Source organism: Tautonia sp. JC769 (assembly GCF_040717455.1).
Taxonomy (GTDB): domain Bacteria; phylum Planctomycetota; class Planctomycetia; order Isosphaerales; family Isosphaeraceae; genus Tautonia.
The window spans coordinates 200,509-221,620 of record NZ_JBFEFH010000002.1 but is presented as its reverse complement, the minus strand read 5'-3'; the positions used below and the strand labels follow the sequence as shown (position 1 = coordinate 221,620).

At 70.8% G+C, this 21,112-nt stretch carries 15 protein-coding genes; 2 read left to right on the top strand and 13 right to left on the bottom strand.

The window, feature by feature from the left end:
* Nucleotides 1–156 precede the first annotated feature (156 nt).
* Nucleotides 157–630: a GNAT family N-acetyltransferase gene (locus AB1L88_RS03375; protein ID WP_367095216.1), complete on the bottom strand. Its 474-nt coding sequence runs from the start codon at nt 628–630 to the stop codon at nt 157–159.
* Between the two features lie 183 nt (nt 631–813).
* On the opposite strand from AB1L88_RS03375, the gene AB1L88_RS03370 reads away from it, so the two are divergent.
* Complete coding sequence (locus AB1L88_RS03370) at nt 814–2,316, top strand: rhamnulokinase family protein (protein ID WP_367095215.1); 1,503 nt, start codon at nt 814–816, stop codon at nt 2,314–2,316.
* A gap of 64 nt (nt 2,317–2,380) precedes the next feature.
* Here AB1L88_RS03370 and AB1L88_RS03365 read toward each other — a convergent pair whose 3' ends face one another.
* The 4 genes from AB1L88_RS03365 to AB1L88_RS03350 all read right to left on the bottom strand — a co-directional run bounded on the left by AB1L88_RS03365 (nt 2,381) and on the right by AB1L88_RS03350 (nt 8,584).
* A complete protein-coding gene (locus tag AB1L88_RS03365) occupies nt 2,381–2,917 on the bottom strand; it encodes a GNAT family N-acetyltransferase (protein WP_367095214.1) in 537 nt (178 codons plus the stop codon).
* A gap of 111 nt (nt 2,918–3,028) precedes the next feature.
* Nucleotides 3,029–6,034 (bottom strand): tetratricopeptide repeat protein, encoded by a 3,006-nt coding sequence (locus AB1L88_RS03360; protein ID WP_367095213.1) that lies wholly within the window; start codon nt 6,032–6,034, stop codon nt 3,029–3,031.
* A 68-nt stretch (nt 6,035–6,102) separates the two neighbouring features.
* Nucleotides 6,103–7,053: an SgcJ/EcaC family oxidoreductase gene (locus AB1L88_RS03355; protein ID WP_367095212.1), complete on the bottom strand. Its 951-nt coding sequence runs from the start codon at nt 7,051–7,053 to the stop codon at nt 6,103–6,105.
* Nucleotides 7,054–7,765: 712 nt separating this feature from the next.
* Nucleotides 7,766–8,584, bottom strand: coding sequence for a hypothetical protein (locus tag AB1L88_RS03350; protein ID WP_367095211.1), 819 nt, complete (start codon nt 8,582–8,584; stop codon nt 7,766–7,768).
* Between the two features lie 377 nt (nt 8,585–8,961).
* Here AB1L88_RS03350 and AB1L88_RS03345 point away from each other — a divergent pair, with 377 nt between their 5' ends.
* Entirely contained in the window at nt 8,962–12,888 is a 3,927-nt protein-coding gene (locus AB1L88_RS03345; protein WP_367095210.1) for a sigma-70 family RNA polymerase sigma factor, read from the top strand.
* Between the two features lie 75 nt (nt 12,889–12,963).
* On the opposite strand, the gene AB1L88_RS03340 is transcribed toward AB1L88_RS03345, so the two are convergent.
* From AB1L88_RS03340 to AB1L88_RS03305, 8 genes are all read right to left on the bottom strand, one after another.
* Nucleotides 12,964–14,184, bottom strand: coding sequence for a lipase family protein (locus AB1L88_RS03340; protein ID WP_367095209.1), 1,221 nt, complete (start codon nt 14,182–14,184; stop codon nt 12,964–12,966).
* Nucleotides 14,181–14,780, bottom strand: a complete 600-nt coding sequence (locus AB1L88_RS03335) for a hypothetical protein (RefSeq protein ID WP_367095208.1) — start codon at nt 14,778–14,780, stop codon at nt 14,181–14,183. The genes AB1L88_RS03340 and AB1L88_RS03335 overlap by 4 nt, the downstream gene beginning before the upstream one ends.
* A gap of 213 nt (nt 14,781–14,993) precedes the next feature.
* Nucleotides 14,994–16,115 carry a glycosyltransferase gene (locus tag AB1L88_RS03330; RefSeq protein WP_367095207.1) on the bottom strand — a complete coding sequence of 374 codons (1,122 nt, stop codon included), beginning with the start codon at nt 16,113–16,115 and terminating at the stop codon, nt 14,994–14,996.
* A gap of 145 nt (nt 16,116–16,260) precedes the next feature.
* A complete protein-coding gene (locus tag AB1L88_RS03325) occupies nt 16,261–17,718 on the bottom strand; it encodes a HEAT repeat domain-containing protein (protein ID WP_367095206.1) in 1,458 nt (485 codons plus the stop codon).
* A 234-nt stretch (nt 17,719–17,952) separates the two neighbouring features.
* Nucleotides 17,953–19,098: a glycosyltransferase family 4 protein gene (locus AB1L88_RS03320; protein ID WP_367095205.1), complete on the bottom strand. Its 1,146-nt coding sequence runs from the start codon at nt 19,096–19,098 to the stop codon at nt 17,953–17,955.
* Nucleotides 19,099–19,128: 30 nt separating this feature from the next.
* Nucleotides 19,129–19,671: a hypoxanthine phosphoribosyltransferase gene (gene hpt / locus AB1L88_RS03315; protein WP_367095204.1), complete on the bottom strand. Its 543-nt coding sequence runs from the start codon at nt 19,669–19,671 to the stop codon at nt 19,129–19,131.
* 109 nt (nt 19,672–19,780) lie between these two features.
* Nucleotides 19,781–20,029, bottom strand: coding sequence for a hypothetical protein (locus AB1L88_RS03310; protein ID WP_367095203.1), 249 nt, complete (start codon nt 20,027–20,029; stop codon nt 19,781–19,783).
* A gap of 266 nt (nt 20,030–20,295) precedes the next feature.
* Nucleotides 20,296–20,979, bottom strand: a complete 684-nt coding sequence (locus tag AB1L88_RS03305) for a hypothetical protein (protein WP_367095202.1) — start codon at nt 20,977–20,979, stop codon at nt 20,296–20,298.
* Nucleotides 20,980–21,112: the final 133 nt, after the last annotated feature.

The following is a 21,112-nucleotide window of genomic DNA, read 5'->3' as shown; positions in this document are numbered from 1 at the left end:
CCTGAATCGAGACGCTCACACGACGATCCTATAGAACTCCGCCATCACCTCGCAAGGGAAACTCGCGTGAATTCAAAAGGAATCCGGGGATCGGTGGTCCAAAGACCGGTCAGAATGTCATGCGCTGAGTCCACTTCCGGGTCGAGACGGACGATCTCAGGCGGGTCGGACCATGTCCAGGTGCACGATGCCGTCGAACAGGTACGGTGGGGACACCACCCGGAAGCCGAAGCTCTCATAAAAGCGGCGCAGATAGGATTGGGCGTGGATGCGAATGGGGCTCCCGGGGGCGAGCCGGCGGCAGCGCCCGATGGCCTCGGCCATCAACAGGCGGCCGACCCCCCTGCCCCGCACCGGACGATCGACCGCGACCCGGCCGATCGAGGCGTCGGCGTCGGACCCGGGATGGCGCTCAAAGACGCGGGCCGTGGCCACGAGCCGACCCCCGGCCGGCCCGGCCTGCCGGCCCAGCAGGTGCCAGGCGGCCGGGTCGAGCCCATCGGCGTCGACGTACGGGCAGGACTGTTCCAGGACGAACACGCGCTGACGCAGCGCCATGACCTCGTACAGATCCGCGACCGAGAGCCCGGCAAAGGGGGACCACTGCCAGTCGATCGCCGCGTCGTTCATGATCGGGGACTCCGCGGGGGGAAAGGGCGGCCGGGGCCGGGGCGTGTCGTTGCTCCGGCCGGTTGAGGCCCGTAAGATGGCCACCGTGCGAGGTCTATTGAACAGGCAATTCGGAACCGATGCCGGCCGATTGCCGCGCGACGCCCGTTTTTTTCTTCCGACCGACGGGGAGCCCCCGACCCGATGGCGACCACCAGCTATTATCTGGCCCTCGACCTCGGCGCCGAGAGCGGCCGAGGATTGCTCGGACGCTTCGATGGCCGACACCTGACCCTGGAGGAGATCCACCGCTTCCCGAACGGCCCGGTCCGGATGCTCAACACCCTGCACTGGGATTTGCCCCGTCAGTTCGACGAGATCAAGGTCGCCCTGCGCAAGGCGGCCTCGGGCGGCGCGAAGCCCGAGGGGATCGGCCTCGACACCTGGGGCGTCGACTTCGGCCTGATCGGCCGCGGGGACACGATCCTCGGCAACCCGGTCCACTACCGGGACCCCCGGACCGAAGGGATGATCGACCTGGCCTGCTCGCTGATCCCCCGCGAGCGGATTTATGAGATCACCGGCCTGCAATTCCTGCCGATCAACACGGCCTACCAACTGCTGGCGATGAAGCAGGCGAATTCCCCCCTGCTCGACGCGGCCGAGACGATGCTGATGATGCCCGACCTGCTCGGCTGGCTCTTGACCGGCCGCCGCGCGGGGGAGTTCACCGACGCCTCGACCACCCAGCTGCTCGACGCGAAGGCCGGGGCCTGGTCGGACGAGCTGTGCAACGCGCTGGGCCTGCCGCGGTCGATCTTGCCCGAGCTGATCGCGCCGGGCAGCGTGCTGGGGACCGTCCGCCGCGACGTGGCCGACGAGACCGGCCTGGCCCCCGACACCTCGGTCATCGTCCCCGCGACGCACGACACCGGCAGCGCCGTCGTGGCCGTGCCCGCCGCCGGCAAGGGGCCGGGGTCGCCGCCCGACTGGTGCTACCTCAGCTCGGGGACCTGGTCGTTGATGGGGGTCGAGGTCGCCCGGCCGATCATCACCGAGGAGACGTATCGGTACAATTTCACCAACGAGGGGGGCGTCGACGGCACCTCTCGCTTGCTGAAGAACATCATGGGCCTCTGGCTCGTGCAGGAATGCCGGCGGACCTGGGCGCGATCGGGCCGCGAATACTCGTATGAGGACCTGATCCCTCAGGCCGAGGCCGCGCCGGCGTTCCGGTCCCTGGTGAACCCGGACCACCCGTCGTTCCTGCCTCCGGGGGACATGCCGGCGCGGATCGCCGCCTTCTGCCGGGACACGGGCCAGCCGGTCCCCGAGGACGAGGGGGCGTTCGTCCGATGCGCCCTGGAGAGCCTGGCGTTGACGTATCGCTGGGTGGTCGAGCGGCTGGAGGAGATCACCGGCACGCCGATCAGGACGATCCACATCGTCGGCGGCGGCGCCCGCAACGCCCTGCTCAACCAGTTCACGGCCGACGCCACCGGGAGGCCCGTGCTGGCCGGCCCGGTCGAGGCGACGGCCATCGGCAACCTGCTCATGCAGGCCCGGGCCCGGGGGCGGATCGGCTCGCTGGCCGAGCTGCGCGAGGTCGTCGCCGGGTCGTTCCCCGTGACCACCTACGAGCCGAGCGACTCGGCCGCCTGGGCCGACGCCATCGGCCGGTTCGGCGAGTTGCGGGCCCGGTCCTGAGCCGATATCCCGCGTGATCGCCGATCGTTCAGATGTGTTCAATTATTTGAAAGGGTGTTCATGCTCAGGGCATGGACGCCCAGCGGTCGGCGGTCAGGCGGTAGAGGACGTGGGGCAGGTCGGCGTACTCGGTGTCGCATTCGAAGGCGAACCCGGCCTTCTCCATCACCCGGCGCGAGGCGAGGTTCGTCGGCTGGGTGAAGCAGACGAGCGACGGCAGGCCGAGCGTCTCGAAGCCGAGGCGGACGCAGCGTCGGGCCAGCTCGGTGGCCAGGCCGCGGCCCCAGCAAGGGTGGAGGAAGGCGTAGCCGATCTCGACCTCGTCGAGCCCGGCGATGACGACGTGCCTCAGCCCCCCCCGGCCGACGAATCGGCCCGAGCCCCGATCGCGGACCGTGTACCAGCCGAAGCCGAAGCGGGCCCAGTGGTCCATCAGGCGCCCGAAGATGTCCTCGGTTTCCTCGCGCGATCGTATGCCCTTGAGGGTGGCCATGACCACCGGGTCGGCATTCATACGCGCATAATCATTCAAGTCGGCCCAGGAGGGGCGGTCGAGGCGGAGCCGGGGGGTGAGGGTCGGGGCGATGGCCGGATCCGTCATGGCGGGCCTCGCTCGGGGTTGGGGCGTGGGACGCGAGCGGAGCCTCCTTGACGACGGTGACCGCGTCAAGGAGGCTCCGAACGGATCAGACAACCCAAATGGGAGGGCGGGTCACGGGTTCGCGTCGGCCGCCACGCGGTCGAAGGTCAGGCCGGGGTCGTCGGGCGGGGCGCCGATCGGCCGGAAGGAGAAGCGGTCGGGGCCCCCGGAGACGGCCCGGCCGACGAGGTCGCCTTGCTCCTCGCTGCGGAGGATCAGGGTGTCCCCCTCGATGCCGTACGGGCCGGTCAGGGTGGTGGCCTCCCCTTCCTTCGGCGTCACGACCCAGGTGAAATTCCCCTCCTCGTCGATGGTCAGCTCGAAGCGGACCTGATCGTTCGGCTCGGCCCGCCAGCGGCCGACGAGGTCGGTGGTCGGGGCGTCGGCGTCGGCGTCGGCCTCGGCCTCGTTTTCGGCGTCGTCCTCGGCCTCCGGGGCTTCGGCAACCTGGGCCTGGTCGGCCGGTTCGGCCGGGGCGGGCTCGGTCGCCGGTGTGGGAGCGGCGGCCGAGGCCGCTGCGGGCGTGGTCGGGCTGCCCGCCGGAGGCTCGGGGGGGCCGGTCAGGGCCTGGAGCATCCGGGAGGCGACCACGTCGTCCGGCTGCTGGGTGGTCACGACCTCGAGGGCCCGGGCCGCCGACTCGTCGTGCCCGAGGATGAGGTAGTGATAGGCCAGGACGAAGTGCGCGGCCGGGTCGTCGGGGTTCTGGCGGCAGGCCGACTCCAGGTTGCGGAGCTGGTCGGTGTAGTGCGACACGTTGCCGTAGAGGCTGCTCATGGTCGTCCAGTCCCAGCCGGGGGCGACGGCGAGCAAGGCGTTCAGGACGGCGGCGGCGTTGCGGTAGTCGCCCAGGGCGAACAGGCAGAGGGCGCGGAACTCGTGCATGATCGGGTCGCCGGGGGTCAGCCGGAGGGCCTCTTCGATCAGGCCCAGGGCTCGGCCGTTGTCGTTGTTGGCGAAGGCGGCGCGGGCCTGGTCGAAGAGCTGAAAGGCCTGCTGCTGCTCGGGAGTGAGGGCCGGTTCGGCCGGGGCGGCGGCGGCAGCGTCGGCCGGGGCCTGGGCCGCGTCGGCCGTGACGTAGGTCTGCACGACGATCGGCTGGGAGTAGTCGTAGACCGGGACCGTGGCGACCGGGGTGACGTAATACGGGTTCAGGTACGAGGCGCTGTAGTAGCCGGAGGTCCACAGGGCCAGGCTGTTCAGGCCCCAGCTCGTCGAGCCGAAGAGCAGCGGCACCGACCAGGCATTCGCCCACGAGTTGTTCCAGCAGCCGTTGTACCAGCCGTGGTAGACCGGCGGCACGTAGCGGTCGTACCAGACGCCGGCCCACTGGTTCCCCCCCCATCCCCAACCGGGGCTCCCCCAGCCGCCGTTGTTCCAACCCCAGCCGGGGCTCCCCCAGCCGCCGCCTCCCCACCCCCAACCGGGGCGGTTGATGTTGATGGAGTTGTTATTCCAGTTGATGTTGTTCTGGGTGAGCCAGTTCTGGTTGTTGTTGATGATGTTGGTGATATTGCCCGAGTCGAAGATCGGCCGGCCGCCTCCGCCGCCGCCTCCGATGATGGGCCGGTCGCCCCCGCCCGGTCGCCAGGGGCGATTGCCGCCGAGGATCGGCCGGTCGCCCTCTCCGGGCCGTCCGGGTCGCCCCGGTCGGCCGCCGTCGCCGATGAACTCGGGCAAGGTGGTGATCCCGCCTCCCGGTCGTCCCGGTCGGTTTCCTCCGCCGATGATGGGCCGGTCGCCGCCGCCCGGACGCCCGGGGCGCCCGGGGCGATCACCGCCGATGATGGGCCGGTCGCCGCCTCCCGGTCGTCCCGGGCGTCCGGGACGATCGCCATTACCGATGAATTCCGGCAGGGTGGTGATGCCGCCCGGCAGCCCCGGGCGATCGCCGCCACCGGGGCGGCCGGGGATCGAGGGGCGGTTGCCCCCTTCGCCGCCGCCGCCGGGGCGACCGGGCAAGGTGGTGATCCCCCCGCCGGGCCGCCCGGGAACGCTGGGACGCTCCCCCCCGCCGAGGATCGGGCGGTCGCCGCCTCCCGGTCGGCCGGGCAGGGTCGTGGGCCGATCGCCGCCCCCGGGCCGGCCCGGCAAGGTGATGGGCCGGTCGCCGCCCCCGGGCCGGCCCGGCAGGGTGGTGATGCCGCCACCAGGGCGTTCCGGCCGCCCCGGGAGGGGCCGGGTGATGCCGATGCCCGAGCCGGGGCGGTCGCCGCCGCCGCCGGGACGCCCGGGGAGGGTCGTGATCCCCCCGGGACGGCCGGGGATCGAGGGCCGGTCCCCCCCCTCGGCGCCGGGGCGACCGGGCAAGGTGGTGATCCCCCCTCCCGGACGGCCGGGCAGCGTGACGGGCCGGTCGCCGCCGCCGGGACGCCCGGGGAGGGAAGGCCGGTTGATGGCCCCGCCGCCGCCGAGGTTCGGGCGATCGCCGCCGGTCAGGCCGGGGATCGACGGGCGAGCGGGGCCGCCGGGGCGTCCCGGTAAGGTGGACGGCGGGGTCGACCCCCCGAGGCCGGGCCGATTACCGAAACTGGGCCGATCGCCTCCCCCCGGAACATTCGGGAGCGAGGGCCGAGGGGTTGCTCCCCCCGCTCCGGGATTGCCGGGCCGGATCTGGTTCGGCAGCGAAGGGCGGCCGGTGATGCTTCCCGCTCCCGGGGTCCCGGGGCGGCCCTGATTCGGCAGCGACGGCCGGGTGAAGTTCGGCGCCGAGGGACGCGACGCTCCCATCCCGCTACCGGGCCGGTTCAGGTTCGGCGCCGACGGTCGGGACTGAGTCAGGCCGGGCCGCATGGCGGACATGTCCGGGCGGTTCATCGGCCGCGCGGCGGAGAAGTTCGGCCGCTCGCCGCCGCCGAAGTTGGGCCGGGCGCCGCCGCCGCCGAAGTTGGGCCGGGCGCCGCCGCCGCCACCGAAATTCGGCCGGGCGCCGCCGGAAGGCCGACCGGCGCCCATCGAGGGGCGTCCGCCACCGCGGTCGCGCTGGGCGAAGGCGACGGAGTCGGGCCAGGAGGCCGAGAACGTGGCGAGGATGGCGAGGGCCACGGCCGCCGGGAACCGTCGTGGTTGGGTCGTCATGGGGGTGTCATCCGGAGAACCTGGGGCCGTGGGGGAGGTCAAGGTTGGCTGCGCTGCGGGGGCGTCGGTCAGTCCTTCGGGGCGGGAGGCTTGCGGACAATGGTCACCTCGACCGCCGGCTGCACGACCCCGCCGATCACGCGGTCGATCGAATTCCAGAGGAAGCGGTCCTGATCGACGGGGGTGAGGTAGAAGGTGGCCGAGCCGGTCACGCCTTCGGGCAAGACGATCTCGCTCTTGACGAGCCAGGCCGAGCCGTCGGTCGACCAGCACGCCTCGGAGAAGCCGCCGTCGGAGTCGAAGTTCCAGGAGCGGATGATCCCGTGCGCGGCGTCCCAGCCGATCCGCTGATCGGTCTTGATCAGGATCTCGTCGTCTTGCTCGATGGTGTAGCCGCCGATCAGGAAGTTGCCGTCGTCGGACCACCGGAACGAGACCGAGACCCGCCGGTCGTCCCCCTCGCTGACCCAGTCGCCGACGAGCCAGGCGATCGGCTCCAGGAAGTCGCGGGCCGTCGGCGGGGGTTCCTCGGCCGCGTGCCTCATGCAGGCGATCTGCCAGCCGTCGCCGGACTTGACCAGCACGGCCAGGTAGCGATTGCGGGCGCTGGCCCGGTCGTCGGCGGTGGTGGTGGTCGTGATGCCGTCCTCGATCGCCAGCGACGGGCCGACGAGGCGCGATTCCTCGATCTCGCGGACCAGCTCGGCCTCGGGGAACTGCTCGAAGAAGCGGCCGAGGACCTCGGCGATGGCCTCACGGCCTCGGTACAGGTTGCCGGCCTCGTCGACCAGCTCGGCGTCGGGCGCGAACAGGGCGGTGATGGCCTGGACGTCCGCCTCGTTGAAGGCCGCGTCGAACCGCGCCGCGACCCCCCTCGGATCGTCGCCATCGACCTCGACCGAGGCGGAGGCCGAGGCCGCCGCGGCGGCCGCCCTCGTCCCCTCGGCGTCCTCCTGGGGGGCACCGGACGGGGCAAGGATCAGGCCCAGCAAAGCCATCGTCGCGACGTGGGTCATCATGGTTGGCTGCCTCGTGAAGCAAGATTCGAAGGGAAACGCGGGAAAGGGCCCCGGCGAGGGATGCCCGGCGACCGGGGGCCTGAAGGGTCGCAAGGCTCGGCCATGCGCCCCCGGTCGAATTCGCACTCCCTTGAATCTAAGTCACAAGGGTTTGGGTCGGGAAGAAGGGATGTCTGCGATTTTCTCGTGAAGATCTCTGCCGATCACCGCCGGGCGGCGGGCGATCGGCTCGATTCACCCAGGATGCAGAAATCGCAGTTCGTGTGCCATTGCTCACCGCGGTCGCAGTGATTTTGTCCGAGGAACCGCCGCCTGCTCGGCACGCCCCCATGACGGCGAAGCCCGCAATCGACCGCGGCCGGCCGGCGCTCGACGCCGACCGCCGGAACCGCTTCCTCGCGGCAAACCCCAGTGAGGCAAGGGATTGCGAGGCGCCGTTCGATTGCGTTCCGACGAGCGATCGGCAGTTGAAGGCGGAGTGCAACCGTGGCCAAACGACCTCGGCGCCGCCGGGGCAGCCGCCTCGGCCTCAACTCAATCCGGCATGCGCGATCAGACCCGAGGGAACCAGAAACCTCACCATACTTCGATCAAAAAGACGGGAGAGGGGCCAGACTTCTCCCCTCTCCCGTTCGATGCTGTGCAAGTCCGCAAGTGCCCCTCGGCATCCTCAACGAGCCGGCCGAGGCGGAGACCGCGCGAGGAAACGAACTCAGGCCGTGTCGGCGCGGAAGGTCAGGGTCATCTGGCCGCTGGTTCCCATGGTCCGCAACTGGGGCCGGAGGTTCATGTCCATGACGCCCGACCCCTGGGCCCCGGCCAGGGCGCCGGTGGCGTCGACGACCTGGTAGCGGAGCCGGGCGGTCGAGGCGTCGGGGTCGACGTCGCCCGGGGCGCGGCCGGCCTGCAGGGTCATCGTGCCGCGGCGGGTGGTGACGGTGAGCGTCAGGTTCTCGGGCGACGACGAGGCGTTGGCCACGTAGTCGGCGTTGATCCGGGCGGGGCCGAGCCCGCGGACCTGGCCGATCCCCTGCATCTGGAACGACCCGCTGGAGCCGTCCGGGGCGATCTGGAGGCGGTAGTTGCCCCGCATGGTGCTCGACAGGTCGAGATTGTCCAGGTCGATCGCCGGGCCGGCGAACGGCCGGGCATTCGGGGCCGCGAACGGCCGGGCGATCGGCCCGCTCTCGCCCGGGGCGACCGGCCGGGCCAGTTGCGGGGCGACCGGTCGGGCCGAATTCCCGACCCCCGGACGCCCCTGCAAGGCCCACGCCGGGCCGCCCTGCGCGGCCGGGTTATTGGTGCCGGTGACGGTCTGGGGCGGTGCCTCGGTGGTGGTCACCATCCCGCTCTGCGCGGCCGGGTCGACGCTGCCGGTCACGGTTTGCGGCGGCGCCTCGGCGGCGGTGGTGGTGACCATCCCGCTCTGGGCGGACACATCGGCCGCCGTCGAGGTGGGCAGGGTCACCGACAGAAAGACCAAGGACTCCAGTCCCTCGACCTTCGGGCTCATCGACTTTGATCGACGCATGGTTCCTCCGTGCGATCGCTCGCCGTCCTCATGGCTCCGGGGCGTGGGTAAGTACGATGGGGCGCGTGTGAACGCTCGGGAACGAGGCCCCGGACCTCCGATCCCACGCTCACCGAACCGACCGACCAAAGGCCCCCGCCTCGCCCTCCTGGCTGGGGAGACCATCGTGGGGCGGACTCTACCGACGCCCGCCTGTCGTGTCAACGTAAGTCTTTTGAGGGAAAGCCTCTCGGTAAAATCGGCCTGAAACTTGAGCGAAAGTCGCGGGCAAGAATGCCCCGCGACGCCGTTTTTCGAGAAGAATGCGGAACCGGGGGGCCCTGTCGTCGCATTCCTTGACGACGGTGACACGGCGGCAGAAGGGAGAGGTCGTGCCGATGGCGATTGAGCGTCATGCCGGGATCTTGCAGTCGTTCCGCACCCTGTTCGGCCCGGGGACCCTGGGCGGGCGCTCCGATGGGGAGTTGCTCGATCGGGCGTCTCGGCGAGGAGACCCGGCGGCGGAACAGGCGTTCGCGGCCCTGGTCGAGCGGCACGGACCGATGGTCCTGCGCGTCTGCCGGTCGCGGCTGATCGACCCGAACGACGCCGACGACGCCTTCCAGCGCGTCTTCTGCCTGCTCGCCCGGCGATCGCGGACGCTCTGGGTGCGGGACTCGCTGGCCCCCTGGCTCTTCCAGGTGGCCTTGCGCGTCTCGGCCGGGGTCCGGGCCGAGGTGTCTCGCCGCCGCGACGTCGAACGCCGATACGCCGAGCACGCCCCCCGAATCGCCCCCGCCCGAGAGCCGGACGACCTCGCCCCCCTGCTCCTCGACGAGGTCGGCCGATTGCCCGAGCGGTATCGATCGGCCATCGTCCTCTGCGATCTACAGGGGTTGACCCACGAGGAGGCCGCCCGCCGCCTCGGCTGGCCGATCGGCACCGTCAAGAGCCGCCAGGCCCGCGCCCGGGCCCGCCTCCGCCGCCGCCTGATCGGCCGCGGCCTCGCCCCGACCGCCCTCGTCGCGATCGCCTCCCGATCGGCCCCCGCCGCCATCCCCCGCGCCCTCGCCGAACGGGCTGTCCCCCTCGCCCTCCAGTCCGCCGCCTCCTCGATGGGCTTCGCCACCGGGGCGGTTTCCCTCGTCACCGGAGCTTTGACGATGCTGACGTCTCACCCGATCGCCACCCTCGCCGGCGGACTCCTCCTGACCGGCGCCGCCGTCGTCGGCGCGGGGGCCCTCGCGAGGCAGGACGATCAGGCCCCTCGGCAGACGTTCCCGGTCGCCGCGCCGAGGGTGAAGGCCGTGCAACTCCCCCGGGTTGATGAGTACGAGGAGCCCGAGTTCCTGAACGTCGGCTACGCCAGGACTCCGGATCCGGAGGCCGCGAAGGACTGGCAGGCTCCCCCGGTGCCCGAGTCGATCCCCGTGACCGTCTCCGGCACCGCGATCAACACGGCGAATCGTCCCGTCTCGGGGGCGACCGTGATGCTGATGAGCTGGCTCGACGCCCAGGTCCTCGCCCGGGCGACCACCGACGAGAACGGGGCGTATCGGTTCGATGACGTCGAGGTCCCCGTTGATGAACTGCACGGCACCTCTCGAAGACCGGAGGCGTCGCCCTATACGGTGTTCGTGATCGTCGCCACCTGCCCGGGATACGGGATCGCCTGGTCGTCTCAGCAGCAAATGTACGCAATCGACCCGCCCCACCCGCTCGACATCCAGCGCCGTCTTCCGCTCGGCGAGCCGGTGACCGTCGACCTGACCTTCCGCCCGGCCGACGTGCTTCGGGGGACGGTCGTCGACGAGAGGGATCGTCCCCGAGAAGGGATCGAGGTCTCGATCCTCAACGCCGACCTGCTCGACGCCGACGGCCTGGAGACGAGCCGGACCCTCGACGGCGTCTGGAAAGGGCTGCCCGACGGCCTGGGGCGGGCCACGACCGGTCCGGACGGGCGATTCCTGCTCGACGGCCTCCCCTCCGAGACGTGCTTCTGGGTCCGGGTCCAGGACCCGGAGTTCGAGACGACGGGTTTGACCTTCTACGCGGCGACGACCGGGGACCCCGTTTCGCGCCATCCCGAACCGCAACGGCACAGCGGCCGGGGCCCGCACGACGCCTACGGGGGCGACATGCTCGTCACCTGGCCGACGCTCCTGCCTGTCCCCGTCCGCGTCGTCGGCGACGACTCGGGCGAGCCGATCGCCAATGCCCGCGTCAGGCTCCAGACGGAATTCCTGGCCATCGGGCTGCACTCCGGGGGCTCGACCGACGCCGACGGACTGGTGACGCTCGCCCTCCCCCCGGGGGACTCCCGCGGGTTCTCCGCCGATCCGCCCATCGAAACGCATTACATTCGCACCTATGGCGAACCGTTGACCATCGCCCCCGAGCCCATCGATGCGCCGCTCGAACTTCGGATGCAGGCCGGGTTCGAACTCGTGATCGACGCGATCGAGGCCGAGACCGGCGATCCCCTGCCGGACGCCCTGTTCTGGCTCGTGCCGACCGACGATCCTTACGAGACGGAGCAGATCCAGCCGTCCACGTCCAGTGTCGTCCGCCCCTGGACGGACGCCGAGGGCCGCCTCCGCGCCGTCCTCTTTCCCAGGCCGGGCCAGGAGTATCGCGTCCGGTTCGCCGGGATGCGTCTGCCGAACCACACCGCGTACCACTTCCCCGACCCTTCGGCCCGGCCCCGGTTCGAGGTCGATCCCCCCCTGAGCGAGCCGTTCGAGCTGATCGCGGGCGAGACGATCCGGCTCCGGTTCACGCTGCGGCCGGTCGGCCCCAGGGCCGAACCCTCCGAGCCCTCGCCTGCTGATCCGGCCGCCGACCCCCCTCCCCCCGCCGTCCCGGACGACGGCCCGGACCGGGATGAAGCAGCCGTTCCCGAGACGATCCCGGTCACCGTCTCCGGCCGGGCGAGGGACACCGCAGGGAAGCCGGTGGCGGGTGCGACCATTCTCCTGCTCGGTGGCGCCGCGGTGGTGCCTTCGCAGATCCTCGCCCAGACCGAGACCGACGAGGAGGGGGCCTACCGGTTCGAGGAGGTCGAGGCGCCCGTGAGCGAGCCGTCGGCCAGCCCATTTCGCCAGTCCTGGGACGGGCCCTTCGCGTCGTTGCAGGTCGTCGGGACTGCCCCCGGATTCGGCCTCGCGTGGAAGGAGCCGGTGGCGGTCGATGCGATCGACGTTCCTGATGCCCCGGAGCTTCCCGGCCGGGTCCGGTTCGGCGAGGAGATGACGATGGACATGGTCTTCCGCCCCGCGGAATCCCTCGGAGGCACGATCATCGACGAGCGGGGGAGGTCGACCGAGGGGATGGAGTTGAAGGTCGTCGGCCTGACGCTGCTCGATCCGTACCCGGGTGAGCCGAAGCAGATCGGGCCGCTTCGCAGTCCCCCCTTCGGGGAGGACTTCGGCCGGGCCTCGACCGGGCCGGGTGGGCGGTTCCGGATCGCCGGCCTTCCCTCGGGCGCCCTCTGCCGGATCACCCTACGGCAGCCCGGCTTCGACGGGGCCGGCGCGTCGTTCTCCGCTGTGACGATCCCGCCTGCTCAGGGCGGTGCCGGATCGACAGGGCACGTCGAGGAACTGCACGGCCGAGCGATGAGCGGCGACTTCATCTTGACCGTGCCGAGGCTGGTGCCGGTGCGGGTCCGGATTGTCGAGGAGAGTTCGGGCGTGCCGGTCCCGGGTGTCATCGTCTCTGCGATCGTGAGGTCCACGAGGCAGCCTTGGCAGCCGATCTCCTCCATGGGGGCGAGCGACAGGGACGGATTCCTGACGCTCGGCCTCCCGGCCAGACGAGAGTTCGTCCTGATCGCCAAGCCCCCGGCCGATTCGATCTTCCCGCAGCCGATCTTGGGAGACCCCATGCCCGAGGCACGCCGGATCGTCGTCCCCGCCGATCCGAACGATGACGTGCTCGAGATCCGCCTCCGTCGCGGCTGCGAGCTGATCGTCGAGACGACCGACGCCGAAACCGGCGAACCGCTGGCCGAGGCGCTCTACTGGCTGGTCCCCGAGGACGACCCGGACGAACCCCGGCCGATCGGCCATTCGCGGCTCATACCTGACGTCGACCGACTGGAGCAATCCGGCGGCCGGCTCCGCGTCGTGCTCCGGTCCGAGCCCGGTCGCACCTTCCGCGCCCGGTTCGCCGGGTTCCTCGGCCAGCGTCCGCCCGCGTTCTCGCCCGAAGCACGCGAGCTACCCCCGAGGTTCGAGGCCGATCCCCCCGAGAGCGAGCCGTTCGAACTGATCGCGGGCGAGACGGTCCGGCTCCGCTTCGCGGTCCGCCCGGCTGACGAATGAGGTGAAAATTCGCCGAAGGGTTGATGACGCGGCCCCGCCCGGCCCGGGATCGGGAATCGATGACAGGATGCGGGGTCAGGACATCGGGCCGTCTCCCCGGGCGATGGGGCCGGGGGTGCGGATGCCGCGGCGGGTGCCCCGGCGCTCGGCCTGGAGGTCGATGGCGTTGAGGTAGGTGTCGGCCACGTGGTTGGGCAGGAGGTCGCCGAACTGGGCGAGGAAGGTCCAGGGCTCGCCGACGTGGGAGAATCCCTCCGCCATCTTCGAGGACGGGAGCAGGGGGACCGTGTCGGCCAGGTTGGCGACGCGGTAGGCATTGGGCACGAACCGGGCGAAGGACTCGGCGAAGGCCGCATCGCCCACCCGGGGGCTGGCGTAGGTGTAGAGCCGGAGCCAGTCGGCCGGGCGGTCGACCCGGGTGGCCACGTCGAGCGCCGTCAGGATCGCCAGGGCGGCGCCGAGGCTGTGCCCGGTGATGTAGCAAGGTTTGGATGGGTCGAGCTCGGCGGCGACCTCGGCGGGGGTCCGGATCGGGCCGCCGTCCCCGGCCCAGGTCCGGAGGTTCTGGCCGGCGATGGCGGAGAAGCCGAAGTGCACCCGGCCCAGGTCGGCGCCGGTGCGGGGGTGCCGGGCCTCGGCCTGGGAGCTGCGGAGGTTGCTGATCCACTCGGCCTGGGTCTGGGTGCCCCGGAAGACCATGATGTGATCGCGCTCCGACGTGAGCACGAACCCGAAGAAGACCCGCCGTCGGAATTCGCGGCGGATGATGCGGGGGACCGTCTCCCGGAGGGTCCGCCGGACGGGCCGGAGGACCCGCTCCAGGGGGCTCTCCAGGGCGAACGAGGCCTCGGCAGGCTCGGCCACTTCGAGGTAACGCTCCAGGTGTTCCTCCTCGGCCTCGAAGGTGGCGACCTTCGAGTAGCCGGGGAAGAAGCGCCGGAAGCCGTCGAGTTCGGAGAGATCGCCGTCGAAGCTCGGCACCTCCAGCGCGGTCCGGTACTGGGTGACGGCCAGCTTGCAGGCCCGGATCAATCGGGCCGAGGCGTCGCGGTCGTACGGGATGGGCGGGGACTCGGCCTCGGCCTCGGTCGAGTCGAGCAGGCGGCCCAGCTCCTCTTGCCAGGCGGCCTCGGAGGCATAGGCGGCCTCGACCACGTCGGCATAGTCGGCCAGGGCATCCTGGGCGTCCGGGTCGGCCCTGGCCCGGCGATAGCGGTACGACTCGATCCCCCCGGTGATCCCCAGCCCGGCCCCCAGGCCGGCGAGCAAGGCCCGGCGTCGGCTCCACGTCGTCATCTCCGCTCCTCCTGGGGCTGCGGTTGCGCCTGCCGCTCGTCGCCCGGGGCCTGGGCGTGCCGACGCTTCGACCGCCGTCGCCGACGCATGGCCAGGTGGATCCGCCTCGGGTCGATCCGCCGCGCGCTCAGGTAGAAATCGTTCGCCGTGCGGCCGATGCCGAAGGTCAGGGCGAATCCGCCGGCCGCCTTCGCCCAGCCGAGCATGAACGGGACGTACAGGCTGGCCGTATAAACGAGCAGATAGGCGAAGACCATCGAGAGGATCGCCCCGAAGATCCCGAGCACCAGGAAGGCCCTCGCCAAGGGCCCCTGCCCCCTCGGGAATCCCCAGCGCCGGCCGATCGACCGGACCATGACCAGGTTGAGCACCACCACCGCCCCCAGTTGCGCCTCCTGCAACCAGGGCATGGTCGGCGGCAACGAGACGATGGCCACGATCAGGGCGTAGTCCATGATCGTCTGGTGGACCCGCTCGTTCATCCGGAGGGCCGACTCGACCACCTCCCGGACCGATCCCATGCTCGGCGGCCGGTCGCCGACCGCCGTCGTTCCCTCGGCCTCATGCTCCGACGATCGAGGGGCTTGATCCTTCACGAGGGCACCTCCGGGTTGACCTCGGCGGCGGCGTGAATGGGGCCTCGGGGGCCCCGGGCGGTCGGGTGGCACACTCCCTCTGTCGTTGTTGGGATCGACACAACCCCGGTGAAGCCTTAATGAATCGGGGCGGCGAGGCGTGGCGAACGCCCCGGGGGCGGGGGGCCGGGTCGACGCGGGCGCTCGCGCATCGAATCGGGCCGAAGGACGTGTTCACCTCATGGTTTTGGATCGGACGAGCTGCTCGTAGAGCGTCGCGAAACGGTCGATCATCGCATCGGCACGAAAGCGGGCCTCGACCCGATCGCGCCCGGCCCGGCCGAGGCGTTGCCGCAGATCCGGCTCATCGACGATCCGCAGCAAGGCGCGTGCCAGGCCGGTCGCATCGCCGACGGGGACGAGCAGGCCGGTCTCTCCGTCCGCCACCACCTCGGTCGTGCCCGGCGCGGCGGTGGCGACCACCGGCTTGCGAAACCGCATGGCCTCCAGCACGACGTTGGGCAACCCCTCGAAGCTGCTCGGCAGGACGAGCGCATCGGCCGCCAGCAACAGCCTGGGCACGTCGTCGCGGTGGCCGAGGAAGCGGACCCGCCCGGTCGATTGCAGCTCGAAGGCGTCGGCCACCCCTTCCAGCTCCCCTCGGAGCGGGCCGTCCCCGGCGATGACCGTCGTCAGGTTCGGCCGGACGTGCTGCAAGAGGTCGGCCGCCTTGAGCAGGTCGATCACCCCTTTCTGCGGGTACAGCCGCCCGGCGAACAGGAGCATCGGCGCCTCGGCGGCGATCCCCAAGTCGGCCTTCACGGCGGCCGGGTCGACGCCCGGCGGCTCCTCGTCGGCGATCCCCGAGGGGATCAATGCCAGGCGATCGGCCGGAATGCCGACCGTGTCCCGGTAGAAATCGACCACCGCCTGCGAGTTGCCGACGACCCGATCGGTCCGGCGGGCCAGGCGGCGATCGATCCAGAAGTGTGCCCGCGTCTTCCAGAGGTCGGCCGCCATCTCGGCCGTGATGATCACCGGCACCCCGGCCCGTTGCGCGGCGATCCGGCCGTAGACGTTGGCGGCGAAGATCCAGGTCTGCACCACGTCGAACCGCCCGAGTTTCATGAACCGGGTCAAGCGGTCGAGCGCCCCCGGGTCGACCTTGTGCCGCTTCTCGATCGCATGGACGGGAATCCCCGCGTCGCGCAGGTCGGTTTCCAGGGGGCCGAGCCGCGTCAGGGCCGCCACCTCCACCCGGAAGCGGTCGCGGGGCAAACCGGCGGCCAGGAGCACCATCTGCTTCTCGGCGCCCGAGCGGTCGAGCGTCGGGATCACCTGTAAGACGTTGAGCACAGCGGCAATTGTCCGGTCGAACTGCGAGGGAGGTCGGGGAGCAAACGTCGGGCGATTGTGGCCGATCGGCCCCCTCCGGCTCAAGACCGGCCTGAGGGACGACGGCCCCTTGCCCGTTCGATGGTCGACCCGACAGGGCCCGCGCTCACGGACGTTGGCGGATGGCGTCCAGGGCCTGGCGGGCCTGGAGCTGGACGAGGTTGTTCGAGTCCCTCATCGCCTGTTGGAGCGGGGCGACGCTGGCTCGACTGCCGATCGCGCCGAGCATGCGGCAGGCCTCGACCCGGACGTCCCACTCCGAGTGGCCGAGCATCCGGATGGCGGCCGGCTCGGCCGGAGGGCCGATCGCCTCGAGAGCCCGAGCGACGTTGGCGGCGTCGGAGTCGAGGGCAGCCAGCGTGGCCTCGGCCGCCTCGGCGGTGCCCAGGTTTCCCAGGGCCTTGAGGGCCTCCCAACGGACGACGAAGTGCTCGTCGACGAGCATCTGCCGGAGGGCCGGCAACTGCTCGGGGCCGACCCAGGCCACCAGGGATCGGGCGGCGGCATCTCGGATCGCTTGATCGGCGGAAGTGGTCGCCAGCGAGGCCAGGGCCGAGGCGATGTCTCCCCGACGCTCCGCCGGCCATTCGGAGGGGGTCCTCAGGCGACTCGTGGCCCGGCGGATCGTGGAAGCTTCCCCCGAGGTGAGATCGGTCAGCAGCTCGTCGATCGTCCCGCCAGACCTCCTCGGACCCTGTCCCGGCGGCCCGGCATTCGGCGACGGGGCGGCGGGAGCCCCGCCCCGGAAGCTTGCGCCGGGAGGCGGGGGGAAGCTCGGCGGCGCGGGCATGTCGGCCGGAGGATCGAACAGGCCGGGCGGAAGCCCCTCGGGGACGACCGGCTGAGGCACCTCGAACCCCGGACCGGGGCCGGGGACCCCCGGCGCCGGTGCCGAGGGAGGCTGAGGGACCTGGGCCACCCGATTCCCCCCGCGTTGGCTCGCGATGGCCGGCAAGATGATCGCCAGGACGATCACTAGGCCGATCAGGCCGAGGACCCCGAGGCAGCCGAAGGCTACCACCTTGCCCAGGAGGGCGAAGCCGGAACCCTCGGACGGGGAACGGCGGCCCTTCGACCGCCCCATCATCAGGCTGATCGCGAGCAGCAGCCCGCCGAGGACGGCGAAGCCGATGCCGAACGGCACCTGGTCCCCGGGCGAGAGATTCTTCATCCTTCGGAATTGCAGGCCGAACATGGGCAGGATGATCACCCCGGCCCCGAGCATGAGGAAGCCAATGCCTATCCTCCGCACTTGCTCGGGGGTGGTAAACGGCTCCTTGCCCCCCGGTTTCGACGATGAGCCCGACGCCTGCACCTTGCCCGGCCTCCTGGGAGGAGGCATCGGCTCGTCCTGGGCGGCTGACGATGACGAAGACGACGGCCCGGGCAGGTCGTCGAAGGCCGACACCGGAGCCAGGCCGATCTCCCCCCCCTCGTCCTCCTCCCAGTTCGCCCTGGGAATGCGCATCGTCGCACCGCACTGCTTGCAGCGAGTCGTCTTGCCTCCGTGTTCGTCCTTGACCGTGTACGATCGATTACACGAGGCACACCTGAACGAGATCATGACCGACCAGCTCCTCATCCCGGATCGATCGGAGGATCCTGCCTTCGTCTCCTCCGGCCTGGATGGCCTGCGGTTCGGACCGCTCCGGCGCGGACCATGATCTCCGAGGATCCTTGGGCCCGGAAGATCACGTCCAAATATTGAAGGAACCGCCACCATCTCTGCAAGCGTGCAGTGAGGATTTTCAACCGGCCGAGGCCGGTCCCCTTGCCCTTGCTCGCAAGCCTCCGAGGATTACCCGGACGGGCCGCCGTGGCGGTCGTCGATCAAGGACCGGAACAGCTCCAGGTGTTGCCGGGCGACGACCGTGACCGAGTATGATCCCTCGACCTTCTTCCTGGCCGATCGGGTCATGTGGAAGGCGCGATCGAACTGGGTCCACTGCTCGACGATCACGCGGGCCAGCCCTTCCGGGTCGTCGACCGGGGCGAGGCGGCCGTCCTTGAAGTCGGAGATGAGCTTGCGATTGCCGGGGATCGACGAGGCGACCAGCGGGATCCCCAGCGCCATGGCCTCGAGCAAGGCGATGCTCATCCCTTCCTCCCGCGAGGGCAGGACGAACAAATCGGCCTCGCGCAACGCGGCGGTCGGGTCGCCCGTCGGGCCGGGCAGGTCGATGGCGTCCCCCTGGCCGAGCTTGCCGATCCCGGCCCAGAGCGACGGGCCTTCGGGGCCGTCGCCGTGCAGGACGAGCTCGGCCCTCGGGAACGCCTTGCGGACGATCGGCCAGGCCTCGATCAGCGTATCGAGCCCCTTTTCCGGGGCCAGGCGGCCGACGTAGGCGGCCCTCGGGGCGTTTCGCCAGTCGTCACGACGCCGCCAGGGGGCCTCGGGCACGGGGACGCCGTTGGGGAGGCGGTGGATCTTCGCCGGATTGTAGCCGGCGCGGCGCAGCTCGTCCTCGATCGGCTTCGAGATGGCGACGACGGCGTCGGCCTGCTTCGTCCGCTCGCCGATCGTCCGGCCGAAGTTCCCCCACGATTGCCAGGCCAGGTCGCCCGTCGCCCCGGCCCCTTCGGGACGCAGGACGACCGGGAACCCGAGCCGACGGCCGGCCTCGACGGCGACGTAGGCATCGTGCTTGAGCATCGACACATACGCCAGCTCGGGCGGGTTCTCGTTCAGCCACCGCTGCAAATTCTTCATGTAACGCCAGGTGCCGACGAACCGCAGGCGAGAGGTCGGCAGGCGTCGGACCGTGCACGATCCCCGATGCGTCGGCACCTCCTCGGCCTCGGGCAATCCCGAGCCGGGCGGCAGGCTGGTCAGGACCGTCACCTCGTTCCCCTGCTCGGCCAGGGCGGGGGCGAGGTAGCTGAGCACTTTCTCGGCCCCGCCGATCAACGGGGGGAAGCGTCGGGAGATCAGGGCGATGCGCACGGTGGGGGCTCGGGTCGCGGCCGTCGGAAATTACTCGCCGGATCGAGGGGGCGCCTCGGGGGCGTCCGGGTCGAGCACGGCGATGTAGGGCAGGTGCCGGTAGTCGTCATCATAGTCGAGCCCGTAGCCGATGACGAACGCATCAGGAATGGCAAAGCCGACGTAGTCGGGCTCCATCGCCACTTCCTGCCTGCCTTCCTTGCGCAGCAAGACGGCCGTGCGGACGTCGAGCGCCCCCCGCTCGCGGAGCCTCGGCACGAGCGTCGCCAGGGTGTGCCCGGTGTCGAAGATGTCGTCGAGCAAGAGGACGTGACGCCCCTCGACCTCCGGGGCGAAGGCGTCGTTGATCGTCAAGGACCCGCGATCGGTGACGGCCCCCTTGTAGCTGCTCGCCTGCAAGAGCGCGACCCGCAAGGGGATCTGGACCTGCCGGATCAGGTCGGCCAGCAGGATGACGCTGCCGGTCAGGATGCCGACGATCGTCAGCGGCTTGCCCTGGTAATCGTGCTCGATCTGACGGCCAAGCTCGGCCACCCGATCCCGGATGCGGTCCTCACTGATCAGGATCTCCACGCCGGGGGGCCCTCTCGTGACGGGGCGAGCGATGCGATGGACGGGACCGGCCGCGCTGGGAGTGCTGCCGATCGGCCCCGAGGCCGACGGCCCTCGTCGGATCGTCAGTCTACTCGTAGACCCGGGCCGCCGACAGGGCACAGGCGAACAGTTCCCACGACGGCCGGTTGGGGTCGATCCGCCCCTCCTTGAGCGTCGCCGCCGATTCGCAGTCGGTCAGCCAGGCGGCCAGGGCTTCCAGGAAGTCGCCGAGGGCCGAGTTTTCCCATTCGGCCTCGTTGGCGTCGAGGTCGTCAAGCAGGCGCCGGATGTGCTCGATCAGGTCCGCTCGCGACTGGGCCGACTCCGGGAGATTCATGCGAACTCCTCCTCTGCCCGCACCCGGCCGGGACGGGATGCCTCGGGACGAAACAACCGGAGCGACGCTCGCAACGATCGTCTGACTCGCTCCGATCCATCGTACCGTCATCGGGCAATGGGGCCGAGGGGGATGGCCTTGCAAAGCGAACCGGGGAACGGAACCGCTTGCTCCCCCGATCGGTGGGAGAAAGAGGCTTCGTCCCCCGACAATTGCCCTGCGCCCGGACGTGTTCGCGGGCGAGGGTCCTCCGATTTTGACTCAGCTCAGCCCACAGCCAGGCGTCGGCGACGGCTGCGTCGGGCGAAGCCGAAGGCCCCGATGCCGAAGACAGACCAGAGGATCACGGCCGAAGGCTCGGGAATCGGGGTGCCGACGGTCCCCGGGTCGGGGCTGCCGGGGTCGGTCGGCTCGGGATCGGGGTCGGGAGACGGGAGATCGAGCACCGAGAGGCTCAGGCCCTCGACGGCCGACTTCAGGAGCCAGCCGACGGCGTCTTGCGCCAGGTTCAGCTCGAAGTCGAACATCCCGCCGGGCGCGAGCTGGCCGACCCGGTTCCCGTCGCCGTCGAGCAGGGGGCGGAACGGCACGGCGGCCGAGGGGTCGGTCTCCGGCTCGTAGCCGAAGAGCAGGAACATCCGCTCCATGTCCTCGTCGCCCGGGTCGCTGGTCAGCAGGACGTACGAGGTCGAGACGTCGATGCCGGTCGAGCTGGACAGCGCCGTCATGGGGCTGCCCTCGATGATCCCGCCCTCCTCGTCGGTGCCGATGACCGGGGGGATGATCGTGTCCCGGGGCACCAGCTCGAAGTACATCTCCGAGACGGGCGAGTCGGTGGTGTTCGTCAGGCGAAAGGTCATCGGCCGCGTGGGAGACGCCGTTGCGGGCCGGTCGGCCAGGGCGATCAGGACGCCGAAGGCTGCCAGGAATCCGAGCAGGCGGTGAGACATGGGCGCGGTCCCTCCTTGGGTACGCGATGGTGTTTGGACCGATCCGAACAAAAGGGCCGCATCACCAGCCGTCCGGCACGGCACGGAGACGATCCGAGGCCCTCGCGTCTTCCGAATCGAGCGAGGGCGGTCC